Source organism: Ruegeria sp. BF7 (assembly GCF_056538605.1).
On the sequence record NZ_JBQFTM010000012.1, the window covers coordinates 109,244 to 135,017 of the forward strand.

General features: G+C 57.0%; 40 protein-coding genes and 1 pseudogene. 2 read left to right on the top strand and 39 right to left on the bottom strand.

All coding sequences use genetic code 11. The features are described 5' to 3' along the window. Window positions 1-2: 2 nt before the first annotated feature. Window positions 3-1,391, bottom strand: a complete 1,389-nt coding sequence (locus ACR0IK_RS19080) for a trypsin-like peptidase domain-containing protein (RefSeq protein ID WP_480642804.1) — start codon at window positions 1,389-1,391, stop codon at window positions 3-5. 189 nt (window positions 1,392-1,580) lie between these two features. On the opposite strand from ACR0IK_RS19080, the gene ACR0IK_RS19085 reads away from it, so the two are divergent. Beyond that, window positions 1,581-2,513, top strand: a complete 933-nt coding sequence (locus tag ACR0IK_RS19085; RefSeq protein ID WP_480642787.1) for a TAXI family TRAP transporter solute-binding subunit — start codon at window positions 1,581-1,583, stop codon at window positions 2,511-2,513. A 63-nt stretch (window positions 2,514-2,576) separates the two neighbouring features. Here ACR0IK_RS19085 and rplQ read toward each other — a convergent pair whose 3' ends face one another. The 21 genes from rplQ to rpmC all read right to left on the bottom strand — a co-directional run bounded on the left by rplQ (window position 2,577) and on the right by rpmC (window position 14,182). After that, window positions 2,577-2,999, bottom strand: coding sequence for a 50S ribosomal protein L17 (rplQ, locus tag ACR0IK_RS19090; protein ID WP_170613748.1), 423 nt, complete (start codon window positions 2,997-2,999; stop codon window positions 2,577-2,579). Window positions 3,000-3,117: 118 nt separating this feature from the next. Continuing rightward, window positions 3,118-4,134: a DNA-directed RNA polymerase subunit alpha gene (locus ACR0IK_RS19095; RefSeq protein ID WP_058276312.1), complete on the bottom strand. Its 1,017-nt coding sequence runs from the start codon at window positions 4,132-4,134 to the stop codon at window positions 3,118-3,120. 114 nt (window positions 4,135-4,248) lie between these two features. Continuing rightward, window positions 4,249-4,638, bottom strand: a complete 390-nt coding sequence (gene rpsK, locus ACR0IK_RS19100) for a 30S ribosomal protein S11 (RefSeq protein WP_008757289.1) — start codon at window positions 4,636-4,638, stop codon at window positions 4,249-4,251. A gap of 15 nt (window positions 4,639-4,653) precedes the next feature. Further along, a complete protein-coding gene (gene rpsM, locus ACR0IK_RS19105; protein ID WP_170576075.1) occupies window positions 4,654-5,022 on the bottom strand; it encodes a 30S ribosomal protein S13 in 369 nt (122 codons plus the stop codon). Between the two features lie 201 nt (window positions 5,023-5,223). Continuing rightward, entirely contained in the window at window positions 5,224-5,868 is a 645-nt protein-coding gene (locus ACR0IK_RS19110; RefSeq protein WP_480642788.1) for an adenylate kinase, read from the bottom strand. After that, window positions 5,865-7,229 (bottom strand): preprotein translocase subunit SecY, encoded by a 1,365-nt coding sequence (secY, locus tag ACR0IK_RS19115; RefSeq protein WP_170403681.1) that lies wholly within the window; start codon window positions 7,227-7,229, stop codon window positions 5,865-5,867. The genes ACR0IK_RS19110 and secY overlap by 4 nt, the downstream gene beginning before the upstream one ends. Before the next feature lie 109 nt (window positions 7,230-7,338). After that, window positions 7,339-7,812, bottom strand: a complete 474-nt coding sequence (rplO, locus tag ACR0IK_RS19120) for a 50S ribosomal protein L15 (protein WP_170403684.1) — start codon at window positions 7,810-7,812, stop codon at window positions 7,339-7,341. 145 nt (window positions 7,813-7,957) lie between these two features. After that, window positions 7,958-8,815: a hypothetical protein gene (locus ACR0IK_RS19125; RefSeq protein WP_480642789.1), complete on the bottom strand. Its 858-nt coding sequence runs from the start codon at window positions 8,813-8,815 to the stop codon at window positions 7,958-7,960. Window positions 8,816-8,992: 177 nt separating this feature from the next. Continuing rightward, window positions 8,993-9,208, bottom strand: coding sequence for a DUF1127 domain-containing protein (locus ACR0IK_RS19130; protein ID WP_480642790.1), 216 nt, complete (start codon window positions 9,206-9,208; stop codon window positions 8,993-8,995). A gap of 188 nt (window positions 9,209-9,396) precedes the next feature. Beyond that, entirely contained in the window at window positions 9,397-9,780 is a 384-nt protein-coding gene (locus tag ACR0IK_RS19135) for a hypothetical protein (protein ID WP_480642792.1), read from the bottom strand. A 112-nt stretch (window positions 9,781-9,892) separates the two neighbouring features. Beyond that, a complete protein-coding gene (gene rpmD / locus ACR0IK_RS19140; protein ID WP_058283504.1) occupies window positions 9,893-10,081 on the bottom strand; it encodes a 50S ribosomal protein L30 in 189 nt (62 codons plus the stop codon). Between the two features lie 12 nt (window positions 10,082-10,093). After that, a complete protein-coding gene (gene rpsE / locus ACR0IK_RS19145) occupies window positions 10,094-10,663 on the bottom strand; it encodes a 30S ribosomal protein S5 (protein WP_170419378.1) in 570 nt (189 codons plus the stop codon). Between the two features lie 117 nt (window positions 10,664-10,780). Then, window positions 10,781-11,140, bottom strand: coding sequence for a 50S ribosomal protein L18 (rplR, locus tag ACR0IK_RS19150; protein ID WP_170663171.1), 360 nt, complete (start codon window positions 11,138-11,140; stop codon window positions 10,781-10,783). Between the two features lie 11 nt (window positions 11,141-11,151). Further along, window positions 11,152-11,685, bottom strand: a complete 534-nt coding sequence (rplF, locus tag ACR0IK_RS19155) for a 50S ribosomal protein L6 (protein ID WP_170328770.1) — start codon at window positions 11,683-11,685, stop codon at window positions 11,152-11,154. 12 nt (window positions 11,686-11,697) lie between these two features. After that, complete coding sequence (gene rpsH, locus ACR0IK_RS19160; RefSeq protein WP_010437099.1) at window positions 11,698-12,090, bottom strand: 30S ribosomal protein S8; 393 nt, start codon at window positions 12,088-12,090, stop codon at window positions 11,698-11,700. 13 nt (window positions 12,091-12,103) lie between these two features. Further along, the gene (gene rpsN / locus ACR0IK_RS19165) at window positions 12,104-12,409 is read right to left on the bottom strand and encodes a 30S ribosomal protein S14 (RefSeq protein WP_010437098.1); all 306 of its coding nucleotides are present in this window, start codon (window positions 12,407-12,409) and stop codon (window positions 12,104-12,106) included. A gap of 19 nt (window positions 12,410-12,428) precedes the next feature. Next, on the bottom strand, window positions 12,429-12,989 hold the full coding sequence (gene rplE / locus ACR0IK_RS19170; protein WP_170334098.1) for a 50S ribosomal protein L5: 561 nt from the start codon (window positions 12,987-12,989) through the stop codon (window positions 12,429-12,431). Next, on the bottom strand, window positions 12,982-13,293 hold the full coding sequence (rplX, locus tag ACR0IK_RS19175) for a 50S ribosomal protein L24 (RefSeq protein WP_170440482.1): 312 nt from the start codon (window positions 13,291-13,293) through the stop codon (window positions 12,982-12,984). The genes rplE and rplX overlap by 8 nt, the downstream gene beginning before the upstream one ends. A 2-nt stretch (window positions 13,294-13,295) precedes the next feature. Next, the gene (gene rplN, locus ACR0IK_RS19180; RefSeq protein WP_008757934.1) at window positions 13,296-13,664 is read right to left on the bottom strand and encodes a 50S ribosomal protein L14; all 369 of its coding nucleotides are present in this window, start codon (window positions 13,662-13,664) and stop codon (window positions 13,296-13,298) included. A 76-nt stretch (window positions 13,665-13,740) separates the two neighbouring features. Continuing rightward, a complete protein-coding gene (gene rpsQ / locus ACR0IK_RS19185; RefSeq protein ID WP_039538279.1) occupies window positions 13,741-13,971 on the bottom strand; it encodes a 30S ribosomal protein S17 in 231 nt (76 codons plus the stop codon). Window positions 13,972-13,975: 4 nt separating this feature from the next. After that, window positions 13,976-14,182 (bottom strand): 50S ribosomal protein L29, encoded by a 207-nt coding sequence (rpmC, locus tag ACR0IK_RS19190; RefSeq protein ID WP_010437082.1) that lies wholly within the window; start codon window positions 14,180-14,182, stop codon window positions 13,976-13,978. 339 nt (window positions 14,183-14,521) lie between these two features. Here rpmC and ACR0IK_RS19195 point away from each other — a divergent pair, with 339 nt between their 5' ends. Then, on the top strand, window positions 14,522-14,965 hold the full coding sequence (locus ACR0IK_RS19195; RefSeq protein ID WP_480642794.1) for a GFA family protein: 444 nt from the start codon (window positions 14,522-14,524) through the stop codon (window positions 14,963-14,965). Between the two features lie 77 nt (window positions 14,966-15,042). Here ACR0IK_RS19195 and ACR0IK_RS19200 read toward each other — a convergent pair whose 3' ends face one another. The 17 genes and pseudogenes from ACR0IK_RS19200 to ACR0IK_RS19280 all read right to left on the bottom strand — a co-directional run. Further along, window positions 15,043-15,663: a 2OG-Fe(II) oxygenase family protein gene (locus ACR0IK_RS19200; protein WP_480595912.1), complete on the bottom strand. Its 621-nt coding sequence runs from the start codon at window positions 15,661-15,663 to the stop codon at window positions 15,043-15,045. Between the two features lie 50 nt (window positions 15,664-15,713). After that, window positions 15,714-16,262: an amino acid synthesis family protein gene (locus ACR0IK_RS19205; RefSeq protein ID WP_480595910.1), complete on the bottom strand. Its 549-nt coding sequence runs from the start codon at window positions 16,260-16,262 to the stop codon at window positions 15,714-15,716. 164 nt (window positions 16,263-16,426) lie between these two features. Further along, window positions 16,427-16,840 carry a 50S ribosomal protein L16 gene (gene rplP, locus ACR0IK_RS19210; protein WP_085823145.1) on the bottom strand — a complete coding sequence of 138 codons (414 nt, stop codon included), beginning with the start codon at window positions 16,838-16,840 and terminating at the stop codon, window positions 16,427-16,429. 12 nt (window positions 16,841-16,852) lie between these two features. After that, window positions 16,853-17,563 (bottom strand): 30S ribosomal protein S3, encoded by a 711-nt coding sequence (rpsC, locus tag ACR0IK_RS19215; protein ID WP_008758042.1) that lies wholly within the window; start codon window positions 17,561-17,563, stop codon window positions 16,853-16,855. Continuing rightward, complete coding sequence (rplV, locus tag ACR0IK_RS19220; protein WP_039538267.1) at window positions 17,563-17,943, bottom strand: 50S ribosomal protein L22; 381 nt, start codon at window positions 17,941-17,943, stop codon at window positions 17,563-17,565. The genes rpsC and rplV overlap by 1 nt, the downstream gene beginning before the upstream one ends. Window positions 17,944-17,946: 3 nt before the next feature. Further along, window positions 17,947-18,225, bottom strand: a complete 279-nt coding sequence (rpsS, locus tag ACR0IK_RS19225) for a 30S ribosomal protein S19 (RefSeq protein ID WP_005980699.1) — start codon at window positions 18,223-18,225, stop codon at window positions 17,947-17,949. Window positions 18,226-18,228: 3 nt separating this feature from the next. Continuing rightward, window positions 18,229-19,071: a 50S ribosomal protein L2 gene (rplB, locus tag ACR0IK_RS19230; RefSeq protein WP_170356688.1), complete on the bottom strand. Its 843-nt coding sequence runs from the start codon at window positions 19,069-19,071 to the stop codon at window positions 18,229-18,231. Between the two features lie 206 nt (window positions 19,072-19,277). Continuing rightward, window positions 19,278-20,198 (bottom strand): hypothetical protein, encoded by a 921-nt coding sequence (locus tag ACR0IK_RS19235; protein WP_480642796.1) that lies wholly within the window; start codon window positions 20,196-20,198, stop codon window positions 19,278-19,280. Continuing rightward, the gene (locus ACR0IK_RS19240; RefSeq protein ID WP_480642797.1) at window positions 20,195-20,863 is read right to left on the bottom strand and encodes a class I SAM-dependent methyltransferase; all 669 of its coding nucleotides are present in this window, start codon (window positions 20,861-20,863) and stop codon (window positions 20,195-20,197) included. Before ACR0IK_RS19240 ends, ACR0IK_RS19235 begins: the two co-directional genes overlap by 4 nt. A 193-nt stretch (window positions 20,864-21,056) precedes the next feature. Beyond that, window positions 21,057-21,353, bottom strand: a complete 297-nt coding sequence (locus ACR0IK_RS19245; RefSeq protein ID WP_010437040.1) for a 50S ribosomal protein L23 — start codon at window positions 21,351-21,353, stop codon at window positions 21,057-21,059. Beyond that, window positions 21,350-21,967, bottom strand: a complete 618-nt coding sequence (gene rplD / locus ACR0IK_RS19250; RefSeq protein WP_298853836.1) for a 50S ribosomal protein L4 — start codon at window positions 21,965-21,967, stop codon at window positions 21,350-21,352. Before rplD ends, ACR0IK_RS19245 begins: the two co-directional genes overlap by 4 nt. Next, entirely contained in the window at window positions 21,964-22,689 is a 726-nt protein-coding gene (gene rplC / locus ACR0IK_RS19255; RefSeq protein ID WP_170334115.1) for a 50S ribosomal protein L3, read from the bottom strand. The genes rplD and rplC overlap by 4 nt, the downstream gene beginning before the upstream one ends. Before the next feature lie 18 nt (window positions 22,690-22,707). Then, on the bottom strand, window positions 22,708-23,022 hold the full coding sequence (gene rpsJ, locus ACR0IK_RS19260; RefSeq protein ID WP_008756422.1) for a 30S ribosomal protein S10: 315 nt from the start codon (window positions 23,020-23,022) through the stop codon (window positions 22,708-22,710). A gap of 229 nt (window positions 23,023-23,251) precedes the next feature. Then, on the bottom strand, window positions 23,252-23,935 hold the full coding sequence (locus tag ACR0IK_RS19265; RefSeq protein WP_170403715.1) for a hypothetical protein: 684 nt from the start codon (window positions 23,933-23,935) through the stop codon (window positions 23,252-23,254). A gap of 180 nt (window positions 23,936-24,115) precedes the next feature. Continuing rightward, window positions 24,116-24,262, bottom strand: a pseudogene (locus ACR0IK_RS19270) (EF-Tu C-terminal domain-related protein); the annotation flags it as partial. 1 nt (window position 24,263) lies between these two features. Next, window positions 24,264-25,508 carry a cation:proton antiporter domain-containing protein gene (locus ACR0IK_RS19275; protein WP_480642800.1) on the bottom strand — a complete coding sequence of 415 codons (1,245 nt, stop codon included), beginning with the start codon at window positions 25,506-25,508 and terminating at the stop codon, window positions 24,264-24,266. A gap of 186 nt (window positions 25,509-25,694) precedes the next feature. After that, on the bottom strand, window positions 25,695-25,774 hold an 80-nt coding region (locus tag ACR0IK_RS19280; RefSeq protein ID WP_371832347.1), incomplete at its 5' end, for an EF-Tu C-terminal domain-related protein.

The window sequence follows — 25,774 nt, forward strand, 5'->3', positions numbered from 1 at the left end:
GGTTACAGCCGGAACCGCAGGGAAACCGAACGGCCCCCGCGGGAAACATCGAAAATCAGCCTGCGCCCCGGATCGGTCAGCGCATCGACTACGTCTTGCGGGTGTTTTATCTGCGCACCGTTGATGCCGTTAACCACATCACCCACACGCAGCCCGGACCGCCCTCCATAGGGGCCGGCGTCTACCACAACGACGCCGGTTTGCGACAGCACAAGCCCCAGCCGCGAGATGATCGCCGGGTTGATGCGCGAGATCGTCAGCCCAGGCATGACCGTCTGGTCATCCAGTGTGGTTTCGTCAGCCGACGGGGTTTCGGGCGCCCTTACGAGCGCTATCTCAAAATCCGCGCTTTCCTTTCCGCGCAGCCGGGTTACAACTGACGTGCCACCGACACCCGCCACCGACATGCGGAACTTCATCTCGGCCGGAGAGTTTACCTCATCCCCGTCTACATGGGTCACGACGTCACCGACGCGCAGCCCCGCGTCTACCAGCGGGCTAAGGGGGTGAAGGTCAGAAATCACGACGCCCATCGGAATCACCAGACCCAGAGACTCGGCGATATCGGCGCTCATGTGCTGGCCTGCCATTCCAGCCCAGGGGCTGATGAAGCTGTCGTTGCCCTCCTGCGCCTGCCGCAGGAACTCAGCCACCAGATTGGCCGGAATCGCAAAACCAATGCCATTTGAGCCGCCCGAGCGGGTCAGGATGGCCGTGTTAATCCCGATCAGGTCCCCATTCACATCAATCAGCGCGCCGCCCGAATTGCCCGGGTTAATCGCCGCATCCGTCTGAATGAAGTAACCGCGTGCATTGCCCGTGGCCGCCCCGGTCCGTGCCAGCCCCGATATAATGCCTGACGACACAGTCTGCCCCACCCCAAACGGGTTGCCGATGGCCAGCGCCAGCTCCCCCACCGCAACCTGATCCGAGTCACGCAACTGCAAGAACGGCAAATCGTCAGCCTCTTGCAGCCGCAGAATGGCAATATCACTTTCCTTGTCGCCCAACACCACCTGCGCCGAGTATTCTCGCCGATCCGTTGTCACCACGCGGATTTCCGTGGCTGTACCGACCACGTGATAATTCGAGACAACGTAGCCATTCTGCGACAGGATCACCCCCGATCCCAACGAATTCTGAACCCGCGGGCGGGGCTCTCCGAACCCACGACCAAAGAAATCCTGAAAGAACGGGTCCGAGAAGAACGGGTTGGAACGACCCTGTCGAACAATCTTGGCATAGATGTTGACGACTGCAGGCGCAGCCTCATTGACCACCGGTGCAAACCCAAGGCTGATTTCGGCCTGGGAGGTGGGCACCTTTGTTTCTGCCTGGGCTGGAACCACGAATGAGGCCAACAGCAGCGAACACAGAATTTTCCGCATGATCTTCCCGTCGATGACTTGCCCATCGGATATGCGAGGCATGTGACAAGATTGCAAGCGTGATGCAGCCTCTTGCGCATTGACTTGGGCTGGGGGCAGTGAAAACGTTCGCCCGAATTAACCAACCGAAACGGACCAATTGTGCTTAGTAGAATACTTGTGGCGGGGCAAAAGCATCTGGGACCATCTTTTTTGTTCCTGACCGCGGCCCTTGCGCTGTCCGCACATACTGCGCAGGCTGCGGATACCAAACTGACCATGGGGACAGGGGGGAAAGGCGGATATTATTTTTCCGTCGGCAACCTGCTGTGCAAATCCTTTGCCCAAAATACAGCTGGCTACAAGTGCAACGCCAAAGCCACAGATGGCCCACGGGAGAATTTGCCAAAGCTGCGCCGTGGTAAATTCGACCTCGTGGTTGCGCGGTCAGATTGGGCCAAATACGCACTAGATGGGTCAGGGGTATTTGAGTCCAAAGGCCCAGATTCATCCCTGCGATCGGTTTTCTCGATCCACAGCACACCCCTTAACGTAATTGTTCGCAAAGGATCGGGTATTGGCAGATTGGATGACCTGAACGGTAAACGTGTTCGTCTTGACAGATCTGCAACCCGGCTTGTCCGGCAATTCCCTCAAGCGGGAACATGGGACGTTTCTGCCTATCAGACAATCAAGCCCGGTGAGTGGAACAAACAGCGCGCTGCACTTTGCTCGGGCGAAATTGACGCTCTTGCGAGGATGGTCGGTTATCCATCGGATTGGATAGAGAAAACCGCCAAAACCTGCCCAATACAGTTGTTGGATGTCTCAGGTCGGTCGTTTAACAAGCTGATCGCAAACTCTGACACGATCAACAAAGCAAAGATTCCTGCAAATACCTACGCTGGTGTGACCACGCCGACGGAAACATTGGGCTACAAAGCGACTTTACTCAGCAGCTCCGCCGTGTCGGACGATGACATCTATGCGTTTGTCAAATTCACTTTTGAAAGCTTGCCTCAACTGGCGCGCAAACATCCTGCACTGAATGGGTTGCAACCGACGGATATGATCCGAGGCAGCCTGCCAGCGCCCCTACACCCCGGGGCCGCTCGGTATTACCGCGAAAAAGGTTGGATCAAATAGATCACCAAAAGAAAAACCCCCGCGTCCGGGACGCGGGGGTCGAAATCAGAAAGCTGGACTCTCTTATTCTTCGTCGGCAGCCTCTTCAGCGGCAACGCGGGCTTTGTCGGCCGCGCCTTTGGCGTCGACGTCACGATCAACGAATTCGATGATCGCCATCGGTGCCATATCACCATAGCGGAAGCCAGCTTTCAGGATGCGAACGTAACCGCCCTGACGCTCGGCGTAGCGGGGGCCCAGAACTTCGAACAGCTTGGCGACGTCTTTGTCTTCTTTCAGCTGCGATGCGGCCTGACGGCGCGCGTGCAGGTCGCCGCGCTTGCCCAGAGTGACCAGTTTTTCGATGATCGGGCGCAGTTCTTTTGCCTTGGGCAGAGTCGTTTTGATTTGCTCATGCTCGATGAGCGAGCCAGCCATGTTCGCAAACAGCGCCTTGCGGTGCTCATGAGTACGGTTCAGGCGGCGGTAACCACGTGCGTGACGCATTTTTCAATTCCTTCTTTCGCGTTTTGCTTTGTCCGGCCGGCGATGCGTGTCACCGGCTCTCCTTGGGGCGGAAGTGCCCATGCGGTCCCCGGCAGCCCGGGCATTTGTGAAGACGCGCTTAGAACGCGTCTTCGAATTTCTTCGCCAGATCTTCGATGTTGTCGGGCGGCCAATCCTCGACATCCATGCCGAGGTGCAGACCCATGCCGGACAGCACTTCCTTGATCTCGTTCAGCGACTTGCGGCCAAAGTTCGGGGTGCGCAGCATCTCGGCTTCGGTCTTCTGGATCAGGTCGCCGATATAGACGATGTTGTCGTTCTTCAGGCAGTTTGCCGAACGGACCGACAGTTCCAGTTCGTCCACTTTCTTCAGCAGCAGCGGGTTGAACTCCAGACCATCGTCTTCATCCTGGCGGCCAGCCGATTCTGGCTCGTCGAAGTTGACGAAGATCGACAGCTGATCCTGCAGGATGCGTGCGGCAAAGGCCAGCGCGTCTTCCGGCGTGATCGAACCATCGGTTTCGATCTTCAGGGTCAGTTTGTCATAGTCCAGAACCTGACCTTCACGGGTCGGCTGAACGTCATAGGCAACCTTTTTGACCGGCGAATAGATCGCGTCGATCGGGATCAGGCCGATGGGCGCGTCTTCCGGCTTGTTCTTCTCAGCCGAGACATAGCCCTTACCGGTGTTGACGGTCAGTTCCATGAACAGATCGGCGCCATCATCCAGGTGGCAGATGACGTGGTCGCGGTTCAGAACCTCGATACCGGCGCTTTCGCTGATGTCACCGGCGGTGACAACCGCAGGGCCTTTAGCATTGATCGACAGGCGCTTGGGGCCTTCGACTTCCATGCGCAGGGCAACCTGCTTGAGGTTCAGGATGATGTCGGTGACGTCTTCACGTACGCCCGCAACCGAGGAGAACTCGTGCAGGACGTTGTCGATCTGGACGCTGGTGATGGCCGCACCTTGCAGTGAGCTCATCAGAACGCGGCGCAGCGCGTTGCCCAAGGTCAGACCAAAGCCACGCTCCAGCGGCTCGGCAACCAAAGTTGCCTGACGTGCGGGATCGTTGCCCGGCTTGCCTTCCAGCTGGGTCGGCTTGATCAATTCTGCCCAATTCTTATGGATCATGTAATCCCTCCATTCCTGTCCGCGCCCCATGACCAACAAGGTGCAGACGCCCGAGGTTCAAAATGACGTGCTGGGGCCGTGCAAAAACACAGCCCCAGCTCAATTCAAAATCGCTTAGACGCGGCGACGCTTCGGCGGGCGGCAGCCATTGTGAGCGATCGGAGTCACGTCGCGGATCGACGTGATGTTGAAGCCCACTGCAGCCAGCGCGCGCAGAGCCGATTCACGACCCGAACCGGGGCCCTGAACTTCGACTTCCAGCGTCTTGACGCCATGTTCCTGCGCCTTCTTGCCTGCGTCTTCTGCAGCCATCTGAGCGGCGTAGGGGGTCGATTTCCGCGACCCTTTGAAGCCCATTGTACCGGCAGACGACCACGAGATGGCGTTGCCCTGTACGTCCGAGATCAGGATCTTGGTGTTGTTGAAGGTCGAGTTCACATGGGCAACGCCCGATGCGATGTTCTTACGCTCTTTGCGCTTAACGCGAGTCTTGTCACGTGCCATCAGTCAGACCCTCCCTTATTTCTTCTTACCAGCTATGGCCTTTGCGGGGCCTTTGCGGGTACGAGCATTGGTGTGGGTACGCTGACCGCGAACCGGCAGGTTGCGGCGGTGACGCAGACCGCGGTAGCAGCCCAGATCCATCAGGCGCTTGACGTTCATCTGAACTTCACGACGCAGGTCACCTTCGACGGTGTAGTTGGCATCGATGTGTTCGCGGATGGCCAGAACTTCGGCGTCGGACAGTTCGTTGACGCGACGGTGCGCTTCAATGCCTACGGCTTCGCAGATCGCTTTGGCCGAGGTGTTTCCGATACCGGTGATATATGTGAGGGCGATAGGTACCCGCTTTGCAGTCGGGATGTTTACGCCGGCAATACGTGCCACGTTTCACTTTCCTTTTCGTTGCGGTTCCGTAACTCCAGAACCTTTTTTCACAACGCCTAACCGTGGCAGTGCCGCCAGAGGGTTCAGCATTATTCGAGGTGGTCGGGGCAGTTGGGACGAATCCCGTCTGCGGTCTTGATTCCCCAAGGGGATGGGGGTCGATATGGGGTTTTGGTGGGGCCGTCAAGCCCCAACCTCAAGTCAGCCCAGAATCGCCTCGATCGAGGCGGTGACTTCCTTGATCTCGGCCAGGCCATTGACCGGGCGCAGATCGCCTTTGGCGTAGTAATACCCAATCAGCGGTGAGGTCTTTTTGTAGTATTCCATCAGTCGTGTACGCAGACTGTCTTCGTTGTCATCCGCACGACGCTGGAAGTCATTTTCCTTGCCGCAATTGGTGCATTTACCATCGACCGGGATCGGCTTGGTGATGTCGTTATAGACCTCACCGCAGCCGCCGCAGGTCGAACGTGCTGTGATCCGCTGAACCAGCGCCTCGTCATCAACACGCATTTCGATCACGGTGTGCAGCGACTGACCCAGCTTGGCCAGCAACGCGGCCAGCGCATCAGCTTGCGCCAGCGTCCGTGGAAAGCCGTCAAAGATGAAGCCGGCGCCAGTTTCCGTGGTCAGCTTCTCTTCGATCAGTCCGATCACGATCTCATCAGTGACAAGTTTGCCCGCGTCCATGATCGCGGCAACTTTCTTACCCATCTCGGTTCCCGAGGTTTTCGCTTCGCGCAGCATGTCACCGGTGCTCAGCTGCACCATACCGCGTGTCTCGACCAGGTGACGCGCCTGCGTCCCTTTACCGGCCCCCGGGGGCCCAAGAAGAATGATGTTCATCGACGAGCGGGCCCCTTCCTGCCACGTTTCTTACCCTTGCCGCGCAGCTGGGACTTTTCGATCAGCCCTTCGTATTGATGCGCCAGCAGGTGGCTCTGAACCTGTTGGATCGTGTCCATGGTCACAGAGACGATAATCAGAACCGAGGTGCCGCCGAAATAGAACGGGATGGCGAACTGGTTCCGAAGGATTTCAGGCAGCAGACAGACAGCCGCCAGATAGGCCGAACCCAGAACCAGCACGCGGTTGACCACGTATTCCAGATACTCGGCGGTTTTCTTACCGGGGCGGATACCCGGCACAAAACCGTTCTGCTTTTTCAGGTTGTCCGCCACATCGTCCGGCTTAAACGACACGTTGAACGTGTAGAAATAGGCAAAGAACACGATCATAGCCGCGAAGAACAGCAGGTACAGCGGCTGTCCGGGACCAAAATTGGCCAGCAGCCAGGACATGATCGGCCCGCTGGTGGCGCCCGACGAGAAGGTCGAGATCGTCACCGGCAGCAGCAGCAGCGAGCTGGCAAAGATTGCCGGAATAACGCCCGCCGGGTTCACTTTGACCGGCAGGTGGCTGGAGCCGCCCTCATAGATCTTCATACCGGCCTGACGGCGCGGATACTGGATGTGGATCTTGCGCAGCGCCCGTTCCATGAACACCACAAAGGTAATCACGGCGATCACCATCACGATCACACCAACGATCACGGCGGGGCTGATCGCACCCGAACGGCCCGAGGCAAAGAACTGCGCCAGAGCGGCCGGAACCTCGGCGATGATGCCGACGAAGATGATCAGAGAAATACCGTTGCCGATGCCGCGTGCAGTGATCTGCTCACCCAGCCACATCAGGAACATGGTGCCACCAACCAGAGTGATCATGGTCGACAGGCGGAAGAACATGCCCGGATCGGTCGCCAGATCGCCCGATTCCAGCGAAACGGCCAAACCATAGGCCTGAACGGTGGCCAGTGCCACGGTGCCGAAACGGGTGTATTGGTTGATCTTCTTGCGGCCCTGCTCGCCCTCTTTCTTGAGCTGTTCGAGCGCGGGAACCATGGATGTCAGCAGCTGTACGATGATCGAGGCCGAGATATAGGGCATGATGCCGAGGGCAAAGATACCCATCCGCCCAAGCGCCCCACCGGTAAACATCGAAACCATACCGCCGATGCCCTGCCCCGCCTGTTCCATGAACTCGCGCAGAGCCTGACCGTCGATCCCCGGCACCGGAATAAATGTGCCCAGGCGATAGACGATCAACAAACCCAGCGTGAACAGGATGCGGTTGCGCAGATCGGTGGCTTTGCCAAGGGCAGCCCAGCTTGTGTTGGCCGCCATTTGTTCTGCTGCTGATACCATAAATCGGTCTCTCTTATGAAAACGCCGCCCGGAACCGTTTTCCGGCTCGGACGGCGTCTTGGAAAACTCTGAGGTCTATGTAAGCGGGTCTGCGCCCGCTCACAAGCGCTTACTCTGCCGCAGCGGCTTTTGTGACCGTCAGTGAACCGCCCGCTTTTTCGACTGCCTCAACAGCAGCTTTCGAAGCACCGGTTACTTCCAGGTTCACTTTGGCGCTGATTTCGCCTTTAGCCAGAACGCGGATACCGTCCAGCTTGCGACGCACCAGACCCGACGCAACCAGAGCGTCCTCGGTGATCGCGGCTTTGGCGTCCAGCTTGCCGGCCTCGACGAATTTCTGGATCAGGCCCAGGTTGATAACGGCGAATTCCTTGCGGTTCGGCTTGTTGAAGCCACGCTTGGGCAGACGCTGGTACAGCGGCATCTGGCCGCCTTCGTAGCCATTGATGGCCACACCCGAACGGGATTTCTGGCCTTTGATACCACGGCCACCCATTTTACCTTTGCCAGAACCGGGGCCACGGCCAACGCGGGTGCGTTTCGGGTTGGCGCCGGGATTGTCGCGCAGTTCGTTCAGTTTCATTTCGCTTCTCCTAAGCCGGATGTGACCCCCGAAGCGTGATGGGCCAAACACGGCATTTCTTGGTTTTGATTCTCATGGGCGGAAACCCACCGGAGGCGTATAGGCCCCTAACCCCCGCTTGGCAAGCCCGTGGTTCGCTGCCAGATCAGTCGGCCTGCGGTGCCTCGGCTTCATCCTCACCCTGTTTGATAATTGGCGCTGCAAGCGGATCGATGCCATGTTTCTCTACAAGCCTTCCGACCAAACTTTCAGGATCGGGTTTGCCGTCATACTTGTCCCGCATGATCGCCCGCATCCGCCGACCATACAGGTGGATGGAAACCGTATCGTCCTTGAAGAAATGGTCTATTTGGGCCCCCGGTCGGGCCAGGGCCCGGCGGCGCGTGTAATTGAGCGGGTAGAACACATGCTCGGGCAGTGCGTATCTGATCTCACCCGTTAGCTTCAACGCCCATTTGAATGCACTCGGCCCCCAGACACCCCAAAGCGTTTCAGGCACGTTCACGGGCTCGCCATTCTGCTGCGCCTCTTCCAGCGGTATGCGATGACGAGGCGGCAGCCAGGGCGGAATAAGGTACGGGTCGTTGGTGAATTCGATCAGCTTGGCCAGCGTTTCGCTGTCCTGCGGCAGGGCAAGCACGCCGATGGCCACATCGCCTTCGAGATAGCCGTAGTAGTGGCCGTTTTCCGTTGTGAATGGCCTGAGGCAATAGGCGTCCGTATCCGCCCAGATCAGGTCACTCTCTTGCGCCAGCATGCGATACCGGAACTTGTCCGAATGCGGTGCAGGGCTTCCGGTTCTGCCATGTGTCACGAACTCGGAATCGGGCAAAACTTCACGTGCATCCCGCTGTTCCACGCCTTCCGGAATACCTGCCACGGTCCCATAGGTATACAGACGCACATGTTGCCCGGCATCCAGATAGGATTTGATGCACAACTGCTCAAGAAAGCTCAACGGTCCATCGACCCACAGCATTCCGATCTGGTATTCGCGCGCCATAAATATGTCTTTCCAAAACTCCACCGGCTTCAAACGGCCGCCCAATCCGCATGTGGCCCAATAGGGGCGCCGTCGCAATGCTTGCCATCCAAAAATTTCCAGCCTGTGGCGGGATGGACCCTGAAACCAAAAGAGGCGCCAAACGGCGCCCCTCGGTAAGTGGTGTGCTTTTGAAATTTATGCGCAGTAGACGTGATCATGCGCGATATCCTTTATATCGCAACGACGCACGCCGATGTCGTTCAGTTCGCGGTCGGTCAAACCCTGCAATTCCGAATAGGTCCGGTTGTACTCGGCGCGCAGAGTGTATGCTGCTTTTACCTTTGCGGCGAACTCTGCGACGCGTGCGAAGAGGTTGATGCCACCATGAGAGGTTGTTGCTGTGTAAGCCATATCTGAGTTCCTTTACTGATCGGGGCGTATTCCCCGATGATTTCTGTTCTGTTCCTGTTTGGGACAGCGTTCAGATAGGCGCACCGGATACCGCTAACAACCGAAGTTTCGGTCTAGCCGCATTGCAAACAATGCATGGGTCGGATCTGCAGGACCGAACAAGCTGACACTGCCCGGCTTTGGAAAACCTACTTCCGGATTTCACCCACGTAACGTTGCTTTTGCTGGTTCACCAGAACCAGTTTGCCGTTGTTCACGACATACAGATCAAACCGGGGCTTGTCATAGCCGATGCACCGTACCCCGTTGTCGTAGAACATGTAGGAATTCGCCTTCCATGCTTTCCCGTTGGCCGTGTAGGAGTAGGATCCGTTGGCAGAGTAGGTCTCAAATTCTTTCCCGGGATATACAACCTTGCGCCCTGAAAGGTTCTTTTTCAGCCAGGTCGCATTCACTTTCTGGTCGCCATTGGAATAGTAGCTTTTCGAAAAATTCGGCGATTTGGCCGGGCATTCGGCGTAAGCGGTCGCACCAATTGCAGTGACGCAAAGCGCAGCAAGAAACAGTTTCATACTCATCATCCATTCAAAAAAACACGATTGAAGTTACCCCTGCCTGTTCAAATGGCAACAAAAAACGCCCCCGAACGGATCGGAGGCGTTTCTTTGTTCGATGGAAGTGCGCTTAGCCGCGCTCTTCGACGATCTCTACCAGATGCGGGATCTTGTTGATCATGCCGCGGACCGAAGGAGTGTCCTCCAGCTCACGGGTTTTGTGCATCTTGTTCAGGCCCAGACCGATCAGGGTTGCGCGCTGTTCGGCGGGGCGGCGGATCGGGGAACCGACCTGCTTGACGACGATGGTTTTTGCCATTGCTCGCTCTCCTTATGCTTCTGCTTCAGCAGCAGCTGGCGCTTCGTCCCGCTTGGGCAGGATGTCAGCAACCTTTTTGCCACGACGCTGTGCAACCGAACGCGGGCTCTGCTCTTTCTGCAGGCCGTTGATGGTGGCGCGGATCATGTTGTACGGGTTCTGCGAGCCCAGCGACTTGGACACAACGTCCTTGACGCCCAGCATTTCGAACACGGCACGCATCGGACCACCGGCGATGATACCGGTACCTTCAGGCGCGGTGCGCATAACCACTTTACCGGCGCCGTGACGGCCTTCGATGTCGTGGTGCAGGGTCCGACCTTCGCGCAGTTGCACGCGGATCATCTGACGCTTGGCTTGCTCAGTCGCCTTACGGATGGCTTCAGGTACTTCTTTCGCTTTACCTTTGCCAAAGCCCACGCGGCCTTTCTGATCGCCGACAACCACCAGAGCGGCGAAGCCAAAGCGCTTACCACCTTTTACGGTTTTCGACACGCGGTTGATTGCGACCAGACGATCTGCAAATTCCGGTGCTTCTTCACGGTCGCGGCCACGGCCCCGACGGTTTTCACGTTCTGCCATCTTGGCATCCCTTTTCTCTAGAGGCGCTTGCGGCGCCGATTTGTTCAATCCAAGTGAGCCCCGACTGGCGTCGAGGCCCCCGGATCATCGGGGCGGATCGAAATCCGCCCGCAGGTCTTAGATCTTCAGACCACCTTCACGCGCAGCGTCGGCCAGAGCCTTCACCTTGCCGTGGAACAGGAAGCCACCACGATCGAAATAGGCCTCTTCGACGCCTGCCTTCTTGGCACGCTCGGCGATGGCCGCGCCCACTTTGGTGGCCGCTTCGACGTTGTTCTTGCCAACAACACCCAGATCTTTTTCCAGGGTCGAGGCCGAGGCCAGGGTCACGCCACGAACGTCGTCGATCAGCTGAACGCTGATGTTCTTGTTCGAACGGTGAACCGACAGGCGTACACGGCCCGCGTTGACTTTGCGAAGTTTGTTCCGAACGCGCAGGCGGCGCTTCAGAAACAGGGTTCTTTTGCTGTTTGCCATGGTTTGCGTCCTTACTTCTTCTTGCCTTCCTTGCGGAAGATGAACTCGCCCTTGTAGCGGATGCCCTTGCCTTTGTACGGCTCGGGACGGCGCCATTCGCGGATTTTGGCCGCGACTTCGCCCACCTGCTGCTGGTCGATACCTTCCACAACGATCTCGGTCTGCTTCGGTGCGGTGATGGTGACACCTTCCGGAGCAGTGAAATCAACATCGTGGCTGTAGCCCAGGTTCAGCTTCAGGGTGTTGCCCTGCATCTGAGCGCGGTAACCCACACCCTGGATCTCCAGCTCTTTCTTGAAGCCTTCGGTCACACCGGTCACCAGGTTGGCAACCATGGTGCGGCTCATGCCCCACTGCTGACGTGCACGCTTGGACGTACCACGCGGATCAATTTTGACCACGTTGTCTTCGACCGACAGAGTTACGTCATCGGTTGCGGTGAAGCTGCGGGTGCCTTTCGGACCTTTGACTTCGATGGTCTGACCCGACACAGAGGCGGAAACGCCGCTGGGCAGCTCGACCGGTTTTTTACCAATACGAGACATTGACAGACCTCCTTAGAAGACGGTGCAGAGCACTTCGCCGCCAACATTGTTGGAGCGAGCGTTTGCGTCCGACATCACACCTTTCGGAGTGCTGACAATCGACACACCCAGACCCTGACGGACCTGCGGGATGTCATTGACGCCCATGTACACGCGACGACCGGGTTTCGAGACCCGCTTCAGTTCGCGAATAACAGGAGTGCCTTCGTAATATTTCAGGCTGATTTCGATGGCCGGATGACCGTTTTCACCAGTCGTCGCTTCGTAGCCACGGATGTAACCTTCGTCCGCCAGCACGTCCAGAACCCAACCGCGCAGCTTGGAAGCCGGAGTGGAAACAGTGGACTTGCCGCGCATTTGCGCGTTGCGGATACGGGTGAGCATATCGCCGATAGGATCATTCATATCTATGTCTCCCTTACCAGCTCGATTTCACCATGCCGGGGATCTGACCAGCAGAACCCAGCTCGCGCAGCGCGATACGGCTGACCTTCAGCTTACGGTAGTAAGCGTGAGGACGACCGGTCAGCTGACAGCGGTTGTGCAGACGGGTAGCCGAGCTGTTGCGCGGCAGTTTCGCCAGTTTCAGACGCGCCTTGAAGCGCTCTTCCATCGGCTTGCTCTCGTCATTCGCGATTTCTTTCAGCTCGGCACGCTTTGCGGCATATTTGGCCACCAGGCGTTCGCGCTTCTTCTCGCGTTCGATCATTGCTTTTTTAGCCATGTCTCAATCCTCCCGGCGCTTACGCGTTGAACGGCATGTTGAAAGCTTTCAACAGTGCCTTTGCTTCAGCGTCGGTTTTCGCTGTGGTGGCAATTACGATGTCCATGCCCCAGACCTCGTCGACCTTGTCGAAGTCGATTTCCGGAAACACGATGTGCTCTTTCATGCCCATGGCAAAGTTGCCCTGACCATCGAAAGACGGCTTAACACCGCGGAAGTCACGAACACGCGGCATCGCGATGGTGATCAGACGATCCAGGAATTCGTACATCCGGTCACCGCGCAGGGTCACTTTCGCGCCCAGCGGCATGTCTTCACGGACGCGGAATCCCGCGATCGACTTCTTCGCCTTGGTTGCAACGGCCTGTTGACCGGCAATAGCAGTCAGATCTTCGACAGCCGCTTTGGCTTTCTTGGAATCTTTGACGGCCTCAGCACCACAACCGATGTTCAGAACGATTTTTTCCAGCTTGGGCAGCTGCATGTCGTTCTTGTAGCCGAACTCTTCTTTCAGAGCGGCACGGATGGTTTCAGCGTACTGAGCTTTCAGACGCGGGGTATAGGTTGCGTTATCAAGCATCGATCACGTCCCCTGTGGTCTTGGCGAAACGCACCTTCTTGTCACCTTCCATGCGGAAGCCAACGCGGGTTGCTTTGCCGTTCTTGTCCAGCAGAGCCAGGTTCGACAGCTCGATCGGGTTTGCCTGGGGCAAACGGCCGCCTTGGCTGTTCTGGGTCTGGCGGGTGTGGCGGATGGCGATGTTGATGCCGTCGACAACGGCTTTACCGGCTTTCGGGTCAACCGAGGTAATCGTTCCCTCTTTGCCCTTGTCCTTGCCGGCCAGCACGACGACCTTGTCGCCTTTGCGGAGTTTAGCAGCCATGATTACAGCACCTCCGGAGCCAGCGAGATGATTTTCATGAAGTTCTTGCCGCGCAGTTCGCGAACAACGGGGCCAAAGATACGGGTACCTACGGGCTCGTTGTTGTTGTTCAGAATGACGGCGGCATTGCGATCGAAACGGATCGCGGTACCGTCTTCGCGACGGACTTCTTTCGCGGTGCGTACGACGACGGCCTTACGGACGTCACCTTTCTTTACGCGGCCGCGTGGGATGGCTTCCTTCACCGAGACGACAATGATGTCGCCGACGGAGGCGTATTTACGCTTGGAACCACCCAGGACCTTGATGCACTGAACTCGGCGTGCGCCGGAGTTGTCAGCGACATCCAGATTGGTCTGCATCTGGATCATGTGGTTTCTCCCGACCTGTGGGGGCTGGTCTCGTTAGATCCCCCAGGGTTTCGACAAATGGAAAAATCCTGGAAGCTTACGCTTCCAGAACTTCCCAACGTTTCGTCTTCGATTTCGGCGCGCATTCGATGATGCGTACGGTGTCACCGACTTTGAAGGCGTTCTTTTCGTCATGAGCCCGGTATTTCTTGGACTTACGAACGGTTTTGTGCAGCAGCGGGTGCTTGAAACGGCGTTCAACCGAAACAGTCACGGTCTGCTCGTTGGCGTCGCTGGTTACGATTCCCGACAGGATACGCTTGGGCATCTGATTACTCCTCGGATGCCGCAGCAGCGGCCTTTTCGTTCAGAATGGTTTTGACGCGGGCAGCATTGCGGCGGGCCGCTTTGATGCCGGCAGTGTTTTCCAGCTGACCGGTTGCCTGTTGAAAGCGCAGGTTAAAGCTTTCTTTCTTCAGGTTGGCCAGTTCCTCACGGAGCTGGTCCGGGGTCTTGTCACGCAGTTCTTGGGCGTTCATCGCCTTTTTCCTTTGCTCAAAACACCAGAAGGCCCCGTACACGGGTCACCTTTGACCTGGTGGATGAATGATAGACATGCGAATCCCCCGACTCAGCCGGGGGACTTGCAGGATGCCGCCGTATAAGGGTTTAGGGAGTGGGGGGCAAGGGAAAGTTTGACGTCTTCTTGATGGCAAGGGAATTAGATGCTCCCGGTCGCTGAACGGGTGGCCAATCACAAAAATTCCGCGAAGTATTCCTCATCCAAACTCAGGCCAAGGTCTGTATTGCCAACGGGCCGCGTTCGGCGCCCAATAGAGCAGGCCCAAAAGCCTGAAGCTCACAGAGGAGGTAAGAAAATGACCAGCCCTTATTCAGGAGGATGTGAACACGTCAAGATAGTCGCGACGGCAGAACCGATAGACAACCATGAATGCCACTGTGATGTCTGTAAGTCCGTGACCGGACAGCACACAACCCATGTTGCGTTCTTTAACTACTCAGACCTGTCAGCAGACCCCGAAGATAAGATGAACCGTCAACCATTCAACGCCAACAATCCCGATGGCCCTTTAGAGCTTTGCACATGTTCAGAGTGTGGGGCCGCGCTGATGCTGGATGACAAGCAAAAACGCATACGCGTGGCTGTACCCAACGTGATGGGGTATGATGGCAGCCAGTTTCCGGCAGCGACCTACCACGCGTTTTACGATGAAAGCAAAGGGTACCCCAAGCCTGATGACGGACGACCGGTATATGAAGCGTTCCGTCCAGAATTTGCTTGGCCTTCACCTGCCACCTGACAGGGCTTTCGTTCATTCTGGGCGGTGTGCCAACGGTGTTCGCCGGCATTGAAGATGCCAGTATTCGGTGGGAGCGTTCAGTCCCACCGATAGTTGAAACTGACCGATATCCGCTCTTCCTCGGCCATGTTCATCGGCACCTCGTGGCGTAGCCAGCTTTCCCACAGCAGCACGTCGCCGACCTGAGGCTTCATATAGATAAAGGGCTGCAAATCGCGCCGCCCGCCCTTGATACGCGTTGGGGCCGCCATCATACGGCCCGAGCGGGGGTCTTCCAGTTTCAGCGCGCTCGCCCCTTCAGGCATCGCCACATACGTCGTACCCGAGATCACGCTGTGCGGGTGCAGGTGGCTGGAGTGCATGCCGCCCTCGGGCAGGATGTTGATCCATAGGTCCTCCAGTTTCAATTCACCCTCACCCAGATCGAACTCCAGATCTTTGGCAAAGGCCGCCACGTGCTGGTCGAGCACCTTGACCAGATCGGCGAAGATCGGAAAGCGCCAGGGCAGATCGGTCAGCGAGGCATAGCTGGTGTAGCCGGGATAGCCGTTTTCCTCGCACCATTCCTGCCCGGCTTCGTCATCCTCGGCGATGACAAGACAGGAGCTTTCCAACTCTTCCGCGTCGATCTTGGGATCGAACTCGGACAAAGCTGCGCGATAAAGTCGGGTTACGAAGAGTGATTCAATCTGTGCCATGGGCCGGGCATAACCCAGCCCTTTCGACATGACCAGCCAATGTTGGCGGCTTACGTCTTGATAGGCCCTTTGCCACAGCGCGGTATCGGTCGACCACCGTCAGCATAGGCGAGGCACAGCACGATCTCATCTGGTTTCGGTGCATCGGGAATGCTCAGCGTCATTGTGTCGAAATGGTCGAAAGACCACGGGTTGTCCTTGTGCCCAAGCGGCAAGTCAATCGCACAGCCCGGCGCCCCCAATTTGGCATTCGATGGGATCACAGCCTCGCCCCCGCCAGCCGCTTCTCGCATAGGAGCACCAAGCTTTGGATGGATAAGCGCCCCGCCCTGCTCAAGGTCGCCGTTCACGCCGACGATCGCGGCTTTGCCATAAGAAACCGGCGCACCGTCCAGCTGTGCCACCCCCTCAGCGGCAAGTTCCGCGCCCAGAGAACCACCGATCTCGAACAACTCGGACAAATCCTCTGAAAACGCTCCTGCAAGAGGATTCCGAACGACTGCCATGATCGCAACACGACTGATCGGGTCACAGGGTTGGCCCAATTGATCCGTGGTTATGACTTCCTTGATGACCATCTTTTTGCGCAACTGAACCATGGTACCCTCCGTTACTTGGAGGTCAGTCTATGGTGGCTTTGCACAATGGTCGACGTTTTCCCAACCCGCCCAACAAAGTCAAAAATGGGTCGAGCCAAATGAAAGCCCCCGCCGGTGTCCCGGCGGGGGCCAATTTTGTCACGATCGGGGTCACCCCCAATCGCTTACCAGTCTTCGCGAACCACGACGCGGGTCTTGATCGGCAGCTTCATCGCAGCCAGGCGCAGGGCCTCGCGGGCGATGTCGTCATTGACGCCGTCGATCTCGAACATCACGCGGCCAGGCTTGACCTTGCATGCCCAGCGGTCGACCGAACCTTTACCTTTACCCATACGAACTTCGATCGGCTTTGCAGTGACCGGAGTGTCGGGGAAGATGCGGATCCAGACACGACCCTGACGCTTCATGTGACGCGTCATGGCACGACGTGCAGCTTCGATCTGGCGTGCGGTTACACGCTCAGGCTCAAGAGCTTTCAGGCCGTAGGTGCCAAAGTTCAGATCAGAGCCGCCCTTGGCTTCGCCCTTGATCCGGCCTTTGTGCATCTTGCGGAATTTAGTACGCTTTGGTTGAAGCATATCTTTCCCTCCTTAGCGACGACCGCCACCAGCACCACGAGGTGCAGGGCCGTCCTGGAGTTCCTGTGCTTTACGGTCACGTGCCTGCGGATCGTGCTCCATGATCTCACCTTTGAAGATCCAGACCTTGATCCCGATGATCCCGTAGGGGGTCATCGCTTCGGCATGTGCGTAATCGATGTCGGCACGCAGGGTGTGCAGAGGCACGCGGCCTTCGCGGTACCACTCGGTCCGTGCGATTTCGGCGCCGCCCAGACGACCAGCGACGTTCACCCGGATACCCAGGGCGCCCATGCGCATGGCGTTCTGAACCGACCGCTTCATCGCGCGGCGGAACGAGACGCGGCGCTCCAGCTGCTGAGCGATGGACTCGGCAACCAGCTGCGCGTCAAGCTCGGGCTTGCGCACTTCGACGATGTTCAGGTGCAGTTCGCTGTCGGTCATCCGCGCAAGCTTTTTGCGCAGAACTTCGATGTCTGCACCTTTCTTGCCGATGATGACACCGGGACGTGCGGTGTGGATCGTAACGCGGCACTTCTTGTGCGGACGTTCGATGATCACACGGGCAACACCGGCCTGCTTGCACTCTTTGTTGATGAACTCACGGATCTTGAGGTCTTCCAGCAGAAGATCACCGTAGTCCTTGGTGTCGGCGTACCAGCGGCTGTCCCAGGTGCGGTTGACCTGCAGGCGCATGCCGATCGGATTTACTTTATGACCCATTAGGCTTGCTCCTCAACTTGACGCACCTTGATGGTGATCTCCGAGAACGGCTTCATGATCTTGCCGAAACGGCCACGGGCACGCGGACGACCGCGCTTCATGACCAGGTTCTTGCCAACCCATGCTTCGGCGACGATCAGCTCGTCAACGTCCAGGTTGTGGTTGTTTTCGGCATTCGCGATTGCGGACTGCAGGCACTTCTTGACGTCCTGCGCGACACGCTTGTTGCTGAAAGTCAGGTCAGTCAGAGCCTTCTCGACTTTCTTGCCGCGGATCATTTGCGCAACCAGGTTCAGTTTCTGCGGGCTGGTGCGAAGCATGCGGGTTTTCGCCATTGCTTCGTTTTCAGCCACGCGGCGGGGGTTCTTTTCCTTGCCCATGACTTACTTCCGCTTCGCTTTTTTGTCTGCGGCGTGGCCATAATAGGTACGGGTCGGCGAGTATTCACCGAACTTCTGACCGATCATGTCTTCCGAGACGTTGACGGGAATGTGCTTCTGGCCGTTGTACACACCAAAGGTCAGACCCACGAACTGGGGCAGAATGGTGGAACGACGCGACCAGATTTTGATGACTTCGTTGCGGCCCGACTCGCGCGCTGCTTCGGCTTTTTTCAGCACGTAAGCATCGACGAAAGGACCCTTCCAAACAGAGCGAGACATAGATTAACGTCCCTTCTTCTTGGCGTGCCGCGAGCGGATGATCAGCTTCTGGGACGCTTTGTTCTTGTTGCGGGTACGCTTACCCTTGGTGTCCTTACCCCACGGAGTAACCGGCGTACGGCCACCCGAGGTACGACCTTCACCACCACCGTGCGGGTGATCGATCGGGTTCATTGCAACACCACGAACCGACGGACGAACGCCTTTGTGGCGCATACGACCGGCTTTACCGAGGTTTTGGTTCGAGTTGTCGGGGTTGGACACGGCACCAACGGTGGCCATGCATTCCTGACGGACCATGCGCAGCTCGCCCGAGCTCAGACGGATCTGAGCGTAGCCGCCATCGCGGCCAACGAACTGAGCGTAAGTACCGGCCGCACGTGCAATCTGACCGCCTTTACCAGGCTTCATCTCGATGTTGTGGACGATAGTACCAATGGGCATGCCCGAGAACGGCATTGCGTTGCCCGGCTTGATGTCAGCTTTTGCCGACGCGATGACTTTGTCACCAACAGCCAGACGCTGCGGAGCCAGGATATATGCCTGCTCGCCGTCTTCGTATTTTACCAGTGCGATGAATGCGGTCCGGTTCGGGTCATATTCGATCCGCTCGACGGTTGCCGCGACATCAAATTTGTTCCGTTTGAAGTCAACGATCCGGTAGAGACGCTTTGCGCCACCGCCGCGGCGGCGTGAAGTGATCCGTCCGGTGTTGTTCCGGCCGCCCGATTTGGTCAAACCCTCAGTGAGAGACTTGACCGGACGTCCTTTCCAAAGCTCCGAACGGTCGATCAGCACCAGCCCGCGCTGGCCCGGCGTCGTCGGCTTGTACGACTTGAGTGCCATGCTTTCTGTCTTCCGTTTAGCAAGTGCAGGGGGTTTCCCTGCTATGTGATAGGCCCCCGTAGGTGCCCGAGGTGAAGGGCCCCGAAGGTCCCCGGTTACAAATATCAGAGGCCCCGGAACGAATCCGAGGCCGCAAGATTGGGAGCGTGTAACAGGGTTGGGGGTGGGTGTCTATAGGGTACGACACATTCTCTTGGCGGGCACAGTCACTTGATACTGAAATCATGTTGGACCAAGGGCGCGAACGTGCGGCGTGCGTCCGACCAGTCAAAGTGAAAAAGCGGGTCCGGTGTGCGCCAGTTTTCCCCATAACTCTGGGCCAGCAGGGCCGATGGGTCCTGAGGCAGCATAATCTGCCCGTCATTCAATGCCCTGAGCGGAAAGATCGAACTCTTGGGTACGCCGTTGAAAGAGTAAGGATAGACGCTGAAGCGTCCGTTTTCAGCCCAGGCCGGAAACAGGTCTATATCGATCCCCAGGCCATTTTTCACCTTGAATATCGGAGAGCTTCGGGTTGATGGTGTGGCATCCAGACAGCCGCTTTCCAACAGGGCTTTTTGGTACATGGCCCATTTCTCGGGTATTTCTTCAAGCGTAGACTCACCCATGTGCACCGCAAAATCCACGTCATCGTCATGGTCGATCAACCGACCATCGCGCACGTAGCCCAACAACGCACCGGCATACAGGAATATCGGTTTGCCGAGTTGGATGACGGGTGCCAACTCAGCATCGAGTTTCTGGAAAATATCGCCGGCATTCATTTCCCCGAAGGTTCTGTTATAGCCATGCGGCGTGATGAAATCGGGGTGAAGAGCCTGTTTGACACATTCGAAAAACGCCGAAAACCGCGCTTCCTGCCCCTTGCGCGCATAGCGCCTTTCCATCCGCTTGAGCCTGCCATGCGTTCGCGCGGCCCTTGATCGCCGGTGGCAACAAAGCAGAAGATCGATTTCTTCCCAATCGTCAAACAATGCCGGGTTGTTCAAGTCCCGAACAGGATCTTGCAATGCCTGCACAGCCAGACGGGTTTTGCGTGGACGCGGCAGGGCGGTCTGGGCCGTTGCATGTTCAAACACAACAGCACGAAGCGACGCCAGCTTTTTGATGATTTCTGTTTCGGTCATAGGTCTTTTTCATAGATTGCCCGGGCGACGATCGCATCCTCTGTCTTGTATTTTGCGAACCCGACCCCTTCGACACCGTATCGTTTGGCGAACTGAAACTGCTTCATTTTTTCGTCCAGCTCCGCCGCGCACAGATAGCGCCGGAAATGCGGCGGTGCTACTTTTGTTGTGTCGCGGTCCGCCAATGTCCGGTATTCGAACGCAACAATGTCACCCGGCTGGCACCCCTCGTGCAGGGCATCTATCAAGGCATCTTCTTCGTCATCAGTGATCGCGTGCAAAAAGAAGCGCGCATAGACACAGACCGCCTTCGCGCGCCGATTGGACAGCACCTGTTGAACCATCCCGTCTTTGAGGTTTGTTCTGGCAAATTCAAGACCGTCCCCGCCCTGCGTCTTTGTGTGTTTTCTGGCTGACGCAACGGCGGCTTCTGATGCATCCAATCCGGTCACAAGGAACCCGTGTCGCGAAAAGAAAAAACTGTCACGGGCGTTACCGCACCCGATGTCAACAACATGCGCCTTCCGATCAATTTCATTGGCCACAAACGCGGCGAACTGTGATGGCAGCGACAACTCCCACGACTCGGCAGAATTCTCGTAGAACTGGTTCCAAAAATCGCGGCGGCCGTCCGACCGAGCCTGCTGAGATGGTTTGGGGATCATTAGTGTATTTTTCTTTCGCAAGGCTGTTTAACGGCACTGGGTCGAAATCTGTCAGACCTCAAACTCAACTGCAATCGCTTCTTTGCGCATCAGTTTCGGGCACCTTAACGTGCGGCTGGTTTACTTTGACCTTTGAATAACAAAAACCCCCGCTTTCGCGGGGGCCTTTATCTTGCTCCAAAGACGGACCGGATCAAAGACCGGTGCTCACATCGATGGTGTTACCCTCTTCCAGGGTCACATATGCTTTTTTGACGTCTTTCCGACGGCCCAGCTGGCCGCGGAACCGCTTGACCTTGCCTTTGGTCACGGTGGTGTTCACCGCTTTGACCTTCACACCAAACAGCGCCTCAACGGCCTCTTTGATCTGCGGCTTGTTGCTGTCGATCGCCACTTCAAAGACAACCGCGCCATTTTCGGACGCCATGGTCGACTTTTCGGTGATGACCGGCTTGCGGATCACGTCGTAGTGTTCTGCCTTCGCGCTCATTTCAGACGAGCCTCCAGTGCTTCGACAGCCGCTTTGGTGAGCACCAGAGTGTCACGCTTGAGGATGTCATAGACGTTTGCGCCCATCGACGGCAGGATATCCAGACCTTCGATGTTCTTGGACGCTTTCAGGAACCCTTCGTTCACGGTCGCGCCGTCGATGACCAGAGCGCGTTTCCAGCCCAGGTTTGCAACCTGCTTGGCCAGAGCGGCGGTCTTGCCTTCGGCTTCGGCGTTCTCGATAACGACCAGTTCACCTGCCTTGGCTTTGGCCGACAGAGCGTGGCGCAGGCCAAGCTTGCGGAACTTCTTCGGCAGGTCATGACCATGCGAACGCACCACGGGGCCTTTGTAGATACCACCACCACGGAAGATCGGCGCGTTACGGTCACCGTGGCGTGCGCCACCGGTGCCCTTCTGGCGGTAGATCTTCTTGGTCGAGTAGCTGGTCTCGCGACGGGTCTTGACCTTGTGGGTGCCGGCCTGCGCGTTGTTGCGCTGCCAACGGACCACACGGTGCAGGATGTCCGCGCGCGGCTCGAGGCCGAACAGATCGGCGTTCAGCTCGATGTCGCCGGCTTTGCCACCGTCCAGTTTGATTACATCAAGTTTCATGCTTCACCACCTTCCGCGGGTGCTTCTTCCGCAGGTGCTTCGGTTGCAGCCGATTTCACAGCAGCCGGGAAAGGCAGGCCTTCCGGTGCTTTCTTCTTGACGGCGTCCTTGACAGTGACCCAACCCGATTTCGGTCCGGGAACGGCGCCTTTGATGAAGACCAGACCACGGTCGGCGTCGGTTTTGACGACTTCCAGGTTCTGGGTGGTAACACGGGCAGCACCCATGTGACCGGCCATCTTCTTGCCTTTGAACACCTTGCCCGGGTCCTGACACTGACCGGTCGAACCGTGCGAACGGTGGCTGATCGAAACACCATGCGAGGCGCGCAGACCACCGAAGTTGTGACGCTTCATTGCACCGGCAAAGCCTTTACCGATCGAGGTACCCGAAACGTCAACTTTCTGACCTTCCAGGAAGTGTTCTGCCGAAATCTCGGCGCCCACATCGATCAGGCCATCTTCAGAGACGCGGAACTCGGCCAGCTTACGCTTGGGCTCGACCTTGGCAGCGGCGTAGTGACCGCGCATGGCCTTCGAGGTGCGTTTTGCCTTGGCAGCACCGGCGCCCAGCTGAACGGCGGTGTAGCCGTCTTTGTCAGCGGTCCGCTGTGCAACAACCTGCAGGTTGTCCAGGTGAAGAACGGTCACAGGGATCTGCTTGCCGTCTTCCATGAACAGGCGGGTCATGCCAACTTTTTTTGCGATAATACCAGAGCGCATGAATAATACCCTCCGATCTTACGACTGCAGCTTGATCTCGACGTCCACACCAGCAGCGAGGTCGAGCTTCATCAGCGCGTCAACGGTCTGGGGGGTCGGATCAACGATGTCCAAGAGACGCTTGTGCGTACGGATCTCGAACTGGTCGCGGGATTTCTTGTCAACGTGAGGGCCACGGAGAACCGTGAACTTCTCAATCTTGTTCGGCAGCGGGATCGGGCCGCGCACGTTCGCGCCGGTCCGCTTGGCAGTGTTGACGATCTCTTGCGTGCTGGCATCCAGAACGCGATAGTCAAATGCCTTCAGCCGAATACGGATGTTTTGGCTTTGCATATTAACAGCCTTTTATCAGGCGTTGAGGTTGAGAGGAGGACAAGCGCGCATCGCCAACCCTCATCGAACCCAAAAGGCGGGAATCACCCCGCCTTGATGTTCTTATTGAGAACTCGCGCGATCTACAGGGGTTGGTGGGGTTTGGCAAGGGGGAAGTTGGCTAGACGGCTTTATGTTGCGCACTCGTGAGTTCAACACCGCAATCCAGCGCCTGAAACCCGGCTTAAGCTTAAGACGTTAACCCGTCCGCACAGCGAATTTCAGCCTCCTCGGTCAAGTATTCACGCACTGATTGTTGTGCGTTTTTTTCATTCTTATCTGTAATATCCAAACATAGCGCAATACCGACTGTAAGCTCAGCGACGTCTTTGAAGAACGCGTCCAATTGGTCCATCGACGGGGGATTGTAAATACGGGTCAGCACAATGACCCGAGGATCAAGCGGATAGCGTGCTGACAGCCCGCAATACTCATAAGTTTCCGAACCTCGCTCCGCAGTGCATCCCAATGAATACTGTATTGGCGAAGAGTTTGGCGTGAGATGCAAAAGCCTGAATCCGCTGCCCTCGCCCGTATTCACTGTATATCCCGGTAGCCTCAAGTGCTCTGGCACGGGCTCTGGATTAGTATACCATCCACCGGGACCAGTCGGCGACATAAGAAAATCCGAATCCTGATTAAGCTGTTTAATATGGATTACCGTATGGTCCAAAATTGGCATTCCCATCAGCATTTCGTTCAACCAATCGAGCCTGTTGATCGGAAGAAAGTTCGTGTCGGTGTCCCACCCCCAATAGTCTTCACCTGCGTAGAATGTGCGAGTATTCAACTGAACGACAAAATCTTCTTCAGCTTGCAGCGCAGAAGCACTTGGTAAGACCAAAGCAAAAGCAAAGAGAATTCTTAAAACCATGAACGGCAATCTTCTTTAAGTTGTTTCGAGGCACAGTCGGCATTCGAAACACGAAATGCAAGTAACATGACACTTCACAGAAAAGGCCGCCCCGATGTGGGACGACCTTCTTTAGTTCAACGGTGTGGGCTCTCATTGCTCTTTCAGAGCAGCTGCCGCCCACCAGTCGGCAGAGCCGCCTTACTCGATGATTTTCGACACAACGCCGGCGCCGACGGTGCGGCCGCCTTCGCGGATGGCGAAGCGCAGGCCGTCTTCCATCGCAATGGGGGCGATCAGTTCAACGCCGAACGACACGTTGTCGCCGGGCATGACCATCTCGTTGCCATTAGTTCTCTGATGGCTGGGCTGGCGCATACCGCGGTGCAATAACCTTGTCGTAAAACACAAAAAACAGCGGCGTCAGCACCATCGACAAGGCAACGACAATAATCAAAGTGTTCGCCAGATCAGAGCTCATCACATGTGTTGCGACCGAGAAGGATAACAGCACAAACCCGAATTCTCCGGCCTGCGCCATCCCCAGAGCAAACAGCCAGTTATTCGCACCGGTGACACCAAACAGCCGCCCAATTACCAACAAAACCGCAGCTTTGATAAACATCACGCCAAGGGTCAGCGAGAGAACCAAACCCACATGTTTCAACATCAAGCCAAAGTTTACCGAGGCACCGACACTTACGAAGAACAATCCCAGAAATAGCCCTTTGAATGGGGTGATTTCCTTTTCCAGGGCATGCCTATACTCGCTGTTGGCCAACACGACACCGGCGATGAAGGCCCCCAGCGCAGGGGTCAGACCAACGACCATCATCAGAACGGCGACACCGACGACAATGGTTAGGGCCATTGCCGTCAAAAGCTCGGGCAGATTGGCGGATTCGACATACCGGAACACAGGCCCGGTCAGATAAGACCCGCCAACAATGACCAGTATGATCGAACCAAGCGTGACAGTCGCCCGCAGCCACTCGGGCAAGTCCTGAACAAGATTCAGTGAAAGCCCGGTGCTTGTCGTGGGGCCGTGGCTGACCGAACCAGCCCCCATCCCGGCAAGGTCCGGCACCGCCAACAACGGCAGCAAGGCCAGAATTGGGATCACGGCAATATCCTGCATCAGCAGAACCAAGAAACTTGACTGCCCTCCGCTGCCCATCAGCAGACCCTTTTCATGCAGTGATTGCAGCACGATGGCCGTAGAGGACAATGAAAAAATCAACCCAATGGTCAGGGCCGCCTGCCACGGTTGACCAAGCGCCATAGCCAAGCCCATGATTGCAAGCGACGTGCAACCCAGTTGCAAGCCACCTAGCCCCAGAAGCCTTTTGCGCAAATCCCAAAGCTTTTTTGGCGCCAGCTCCAGACCAATCAAGAACAGCATCATGACGACGCCAAACTCGGCAAACTGCTCAAGGCTCCTGACATCGACACTTAGAATTGACAAGGCGGGGCCAAGGAGCATTCCCGCAATCAGGAAACCCAGCACGGAACCTAGGCCAAGCCAGACGGCGACGGGGACAATGGCAATGCCCGAGCCCAGAAGAATAAAAGACAGAAAAAGATAATTTTCCATAGAAGTTCAAATATTGCTTGTAGGGCCATCTTACACAAGCAGCACCGTTTTGGCGCACCTTGGAACCGGTGCTCTCAACCAAAAAAGCCGCCCCCTTGGGGCGGCCTTCTTTTTCGTCACCGCGTTGCGCTTGGCAGATTTTCCGTTGGAAAATCGCCTGCCGCTACCAGGCGCGGCTTACGCGTCTTACTCGATGATTTTCGACACGACGCCGGCGCCGACGGTGCGGCCGCCTTCGCGGATGGCGAAACGCAGGCCGTCTTCCA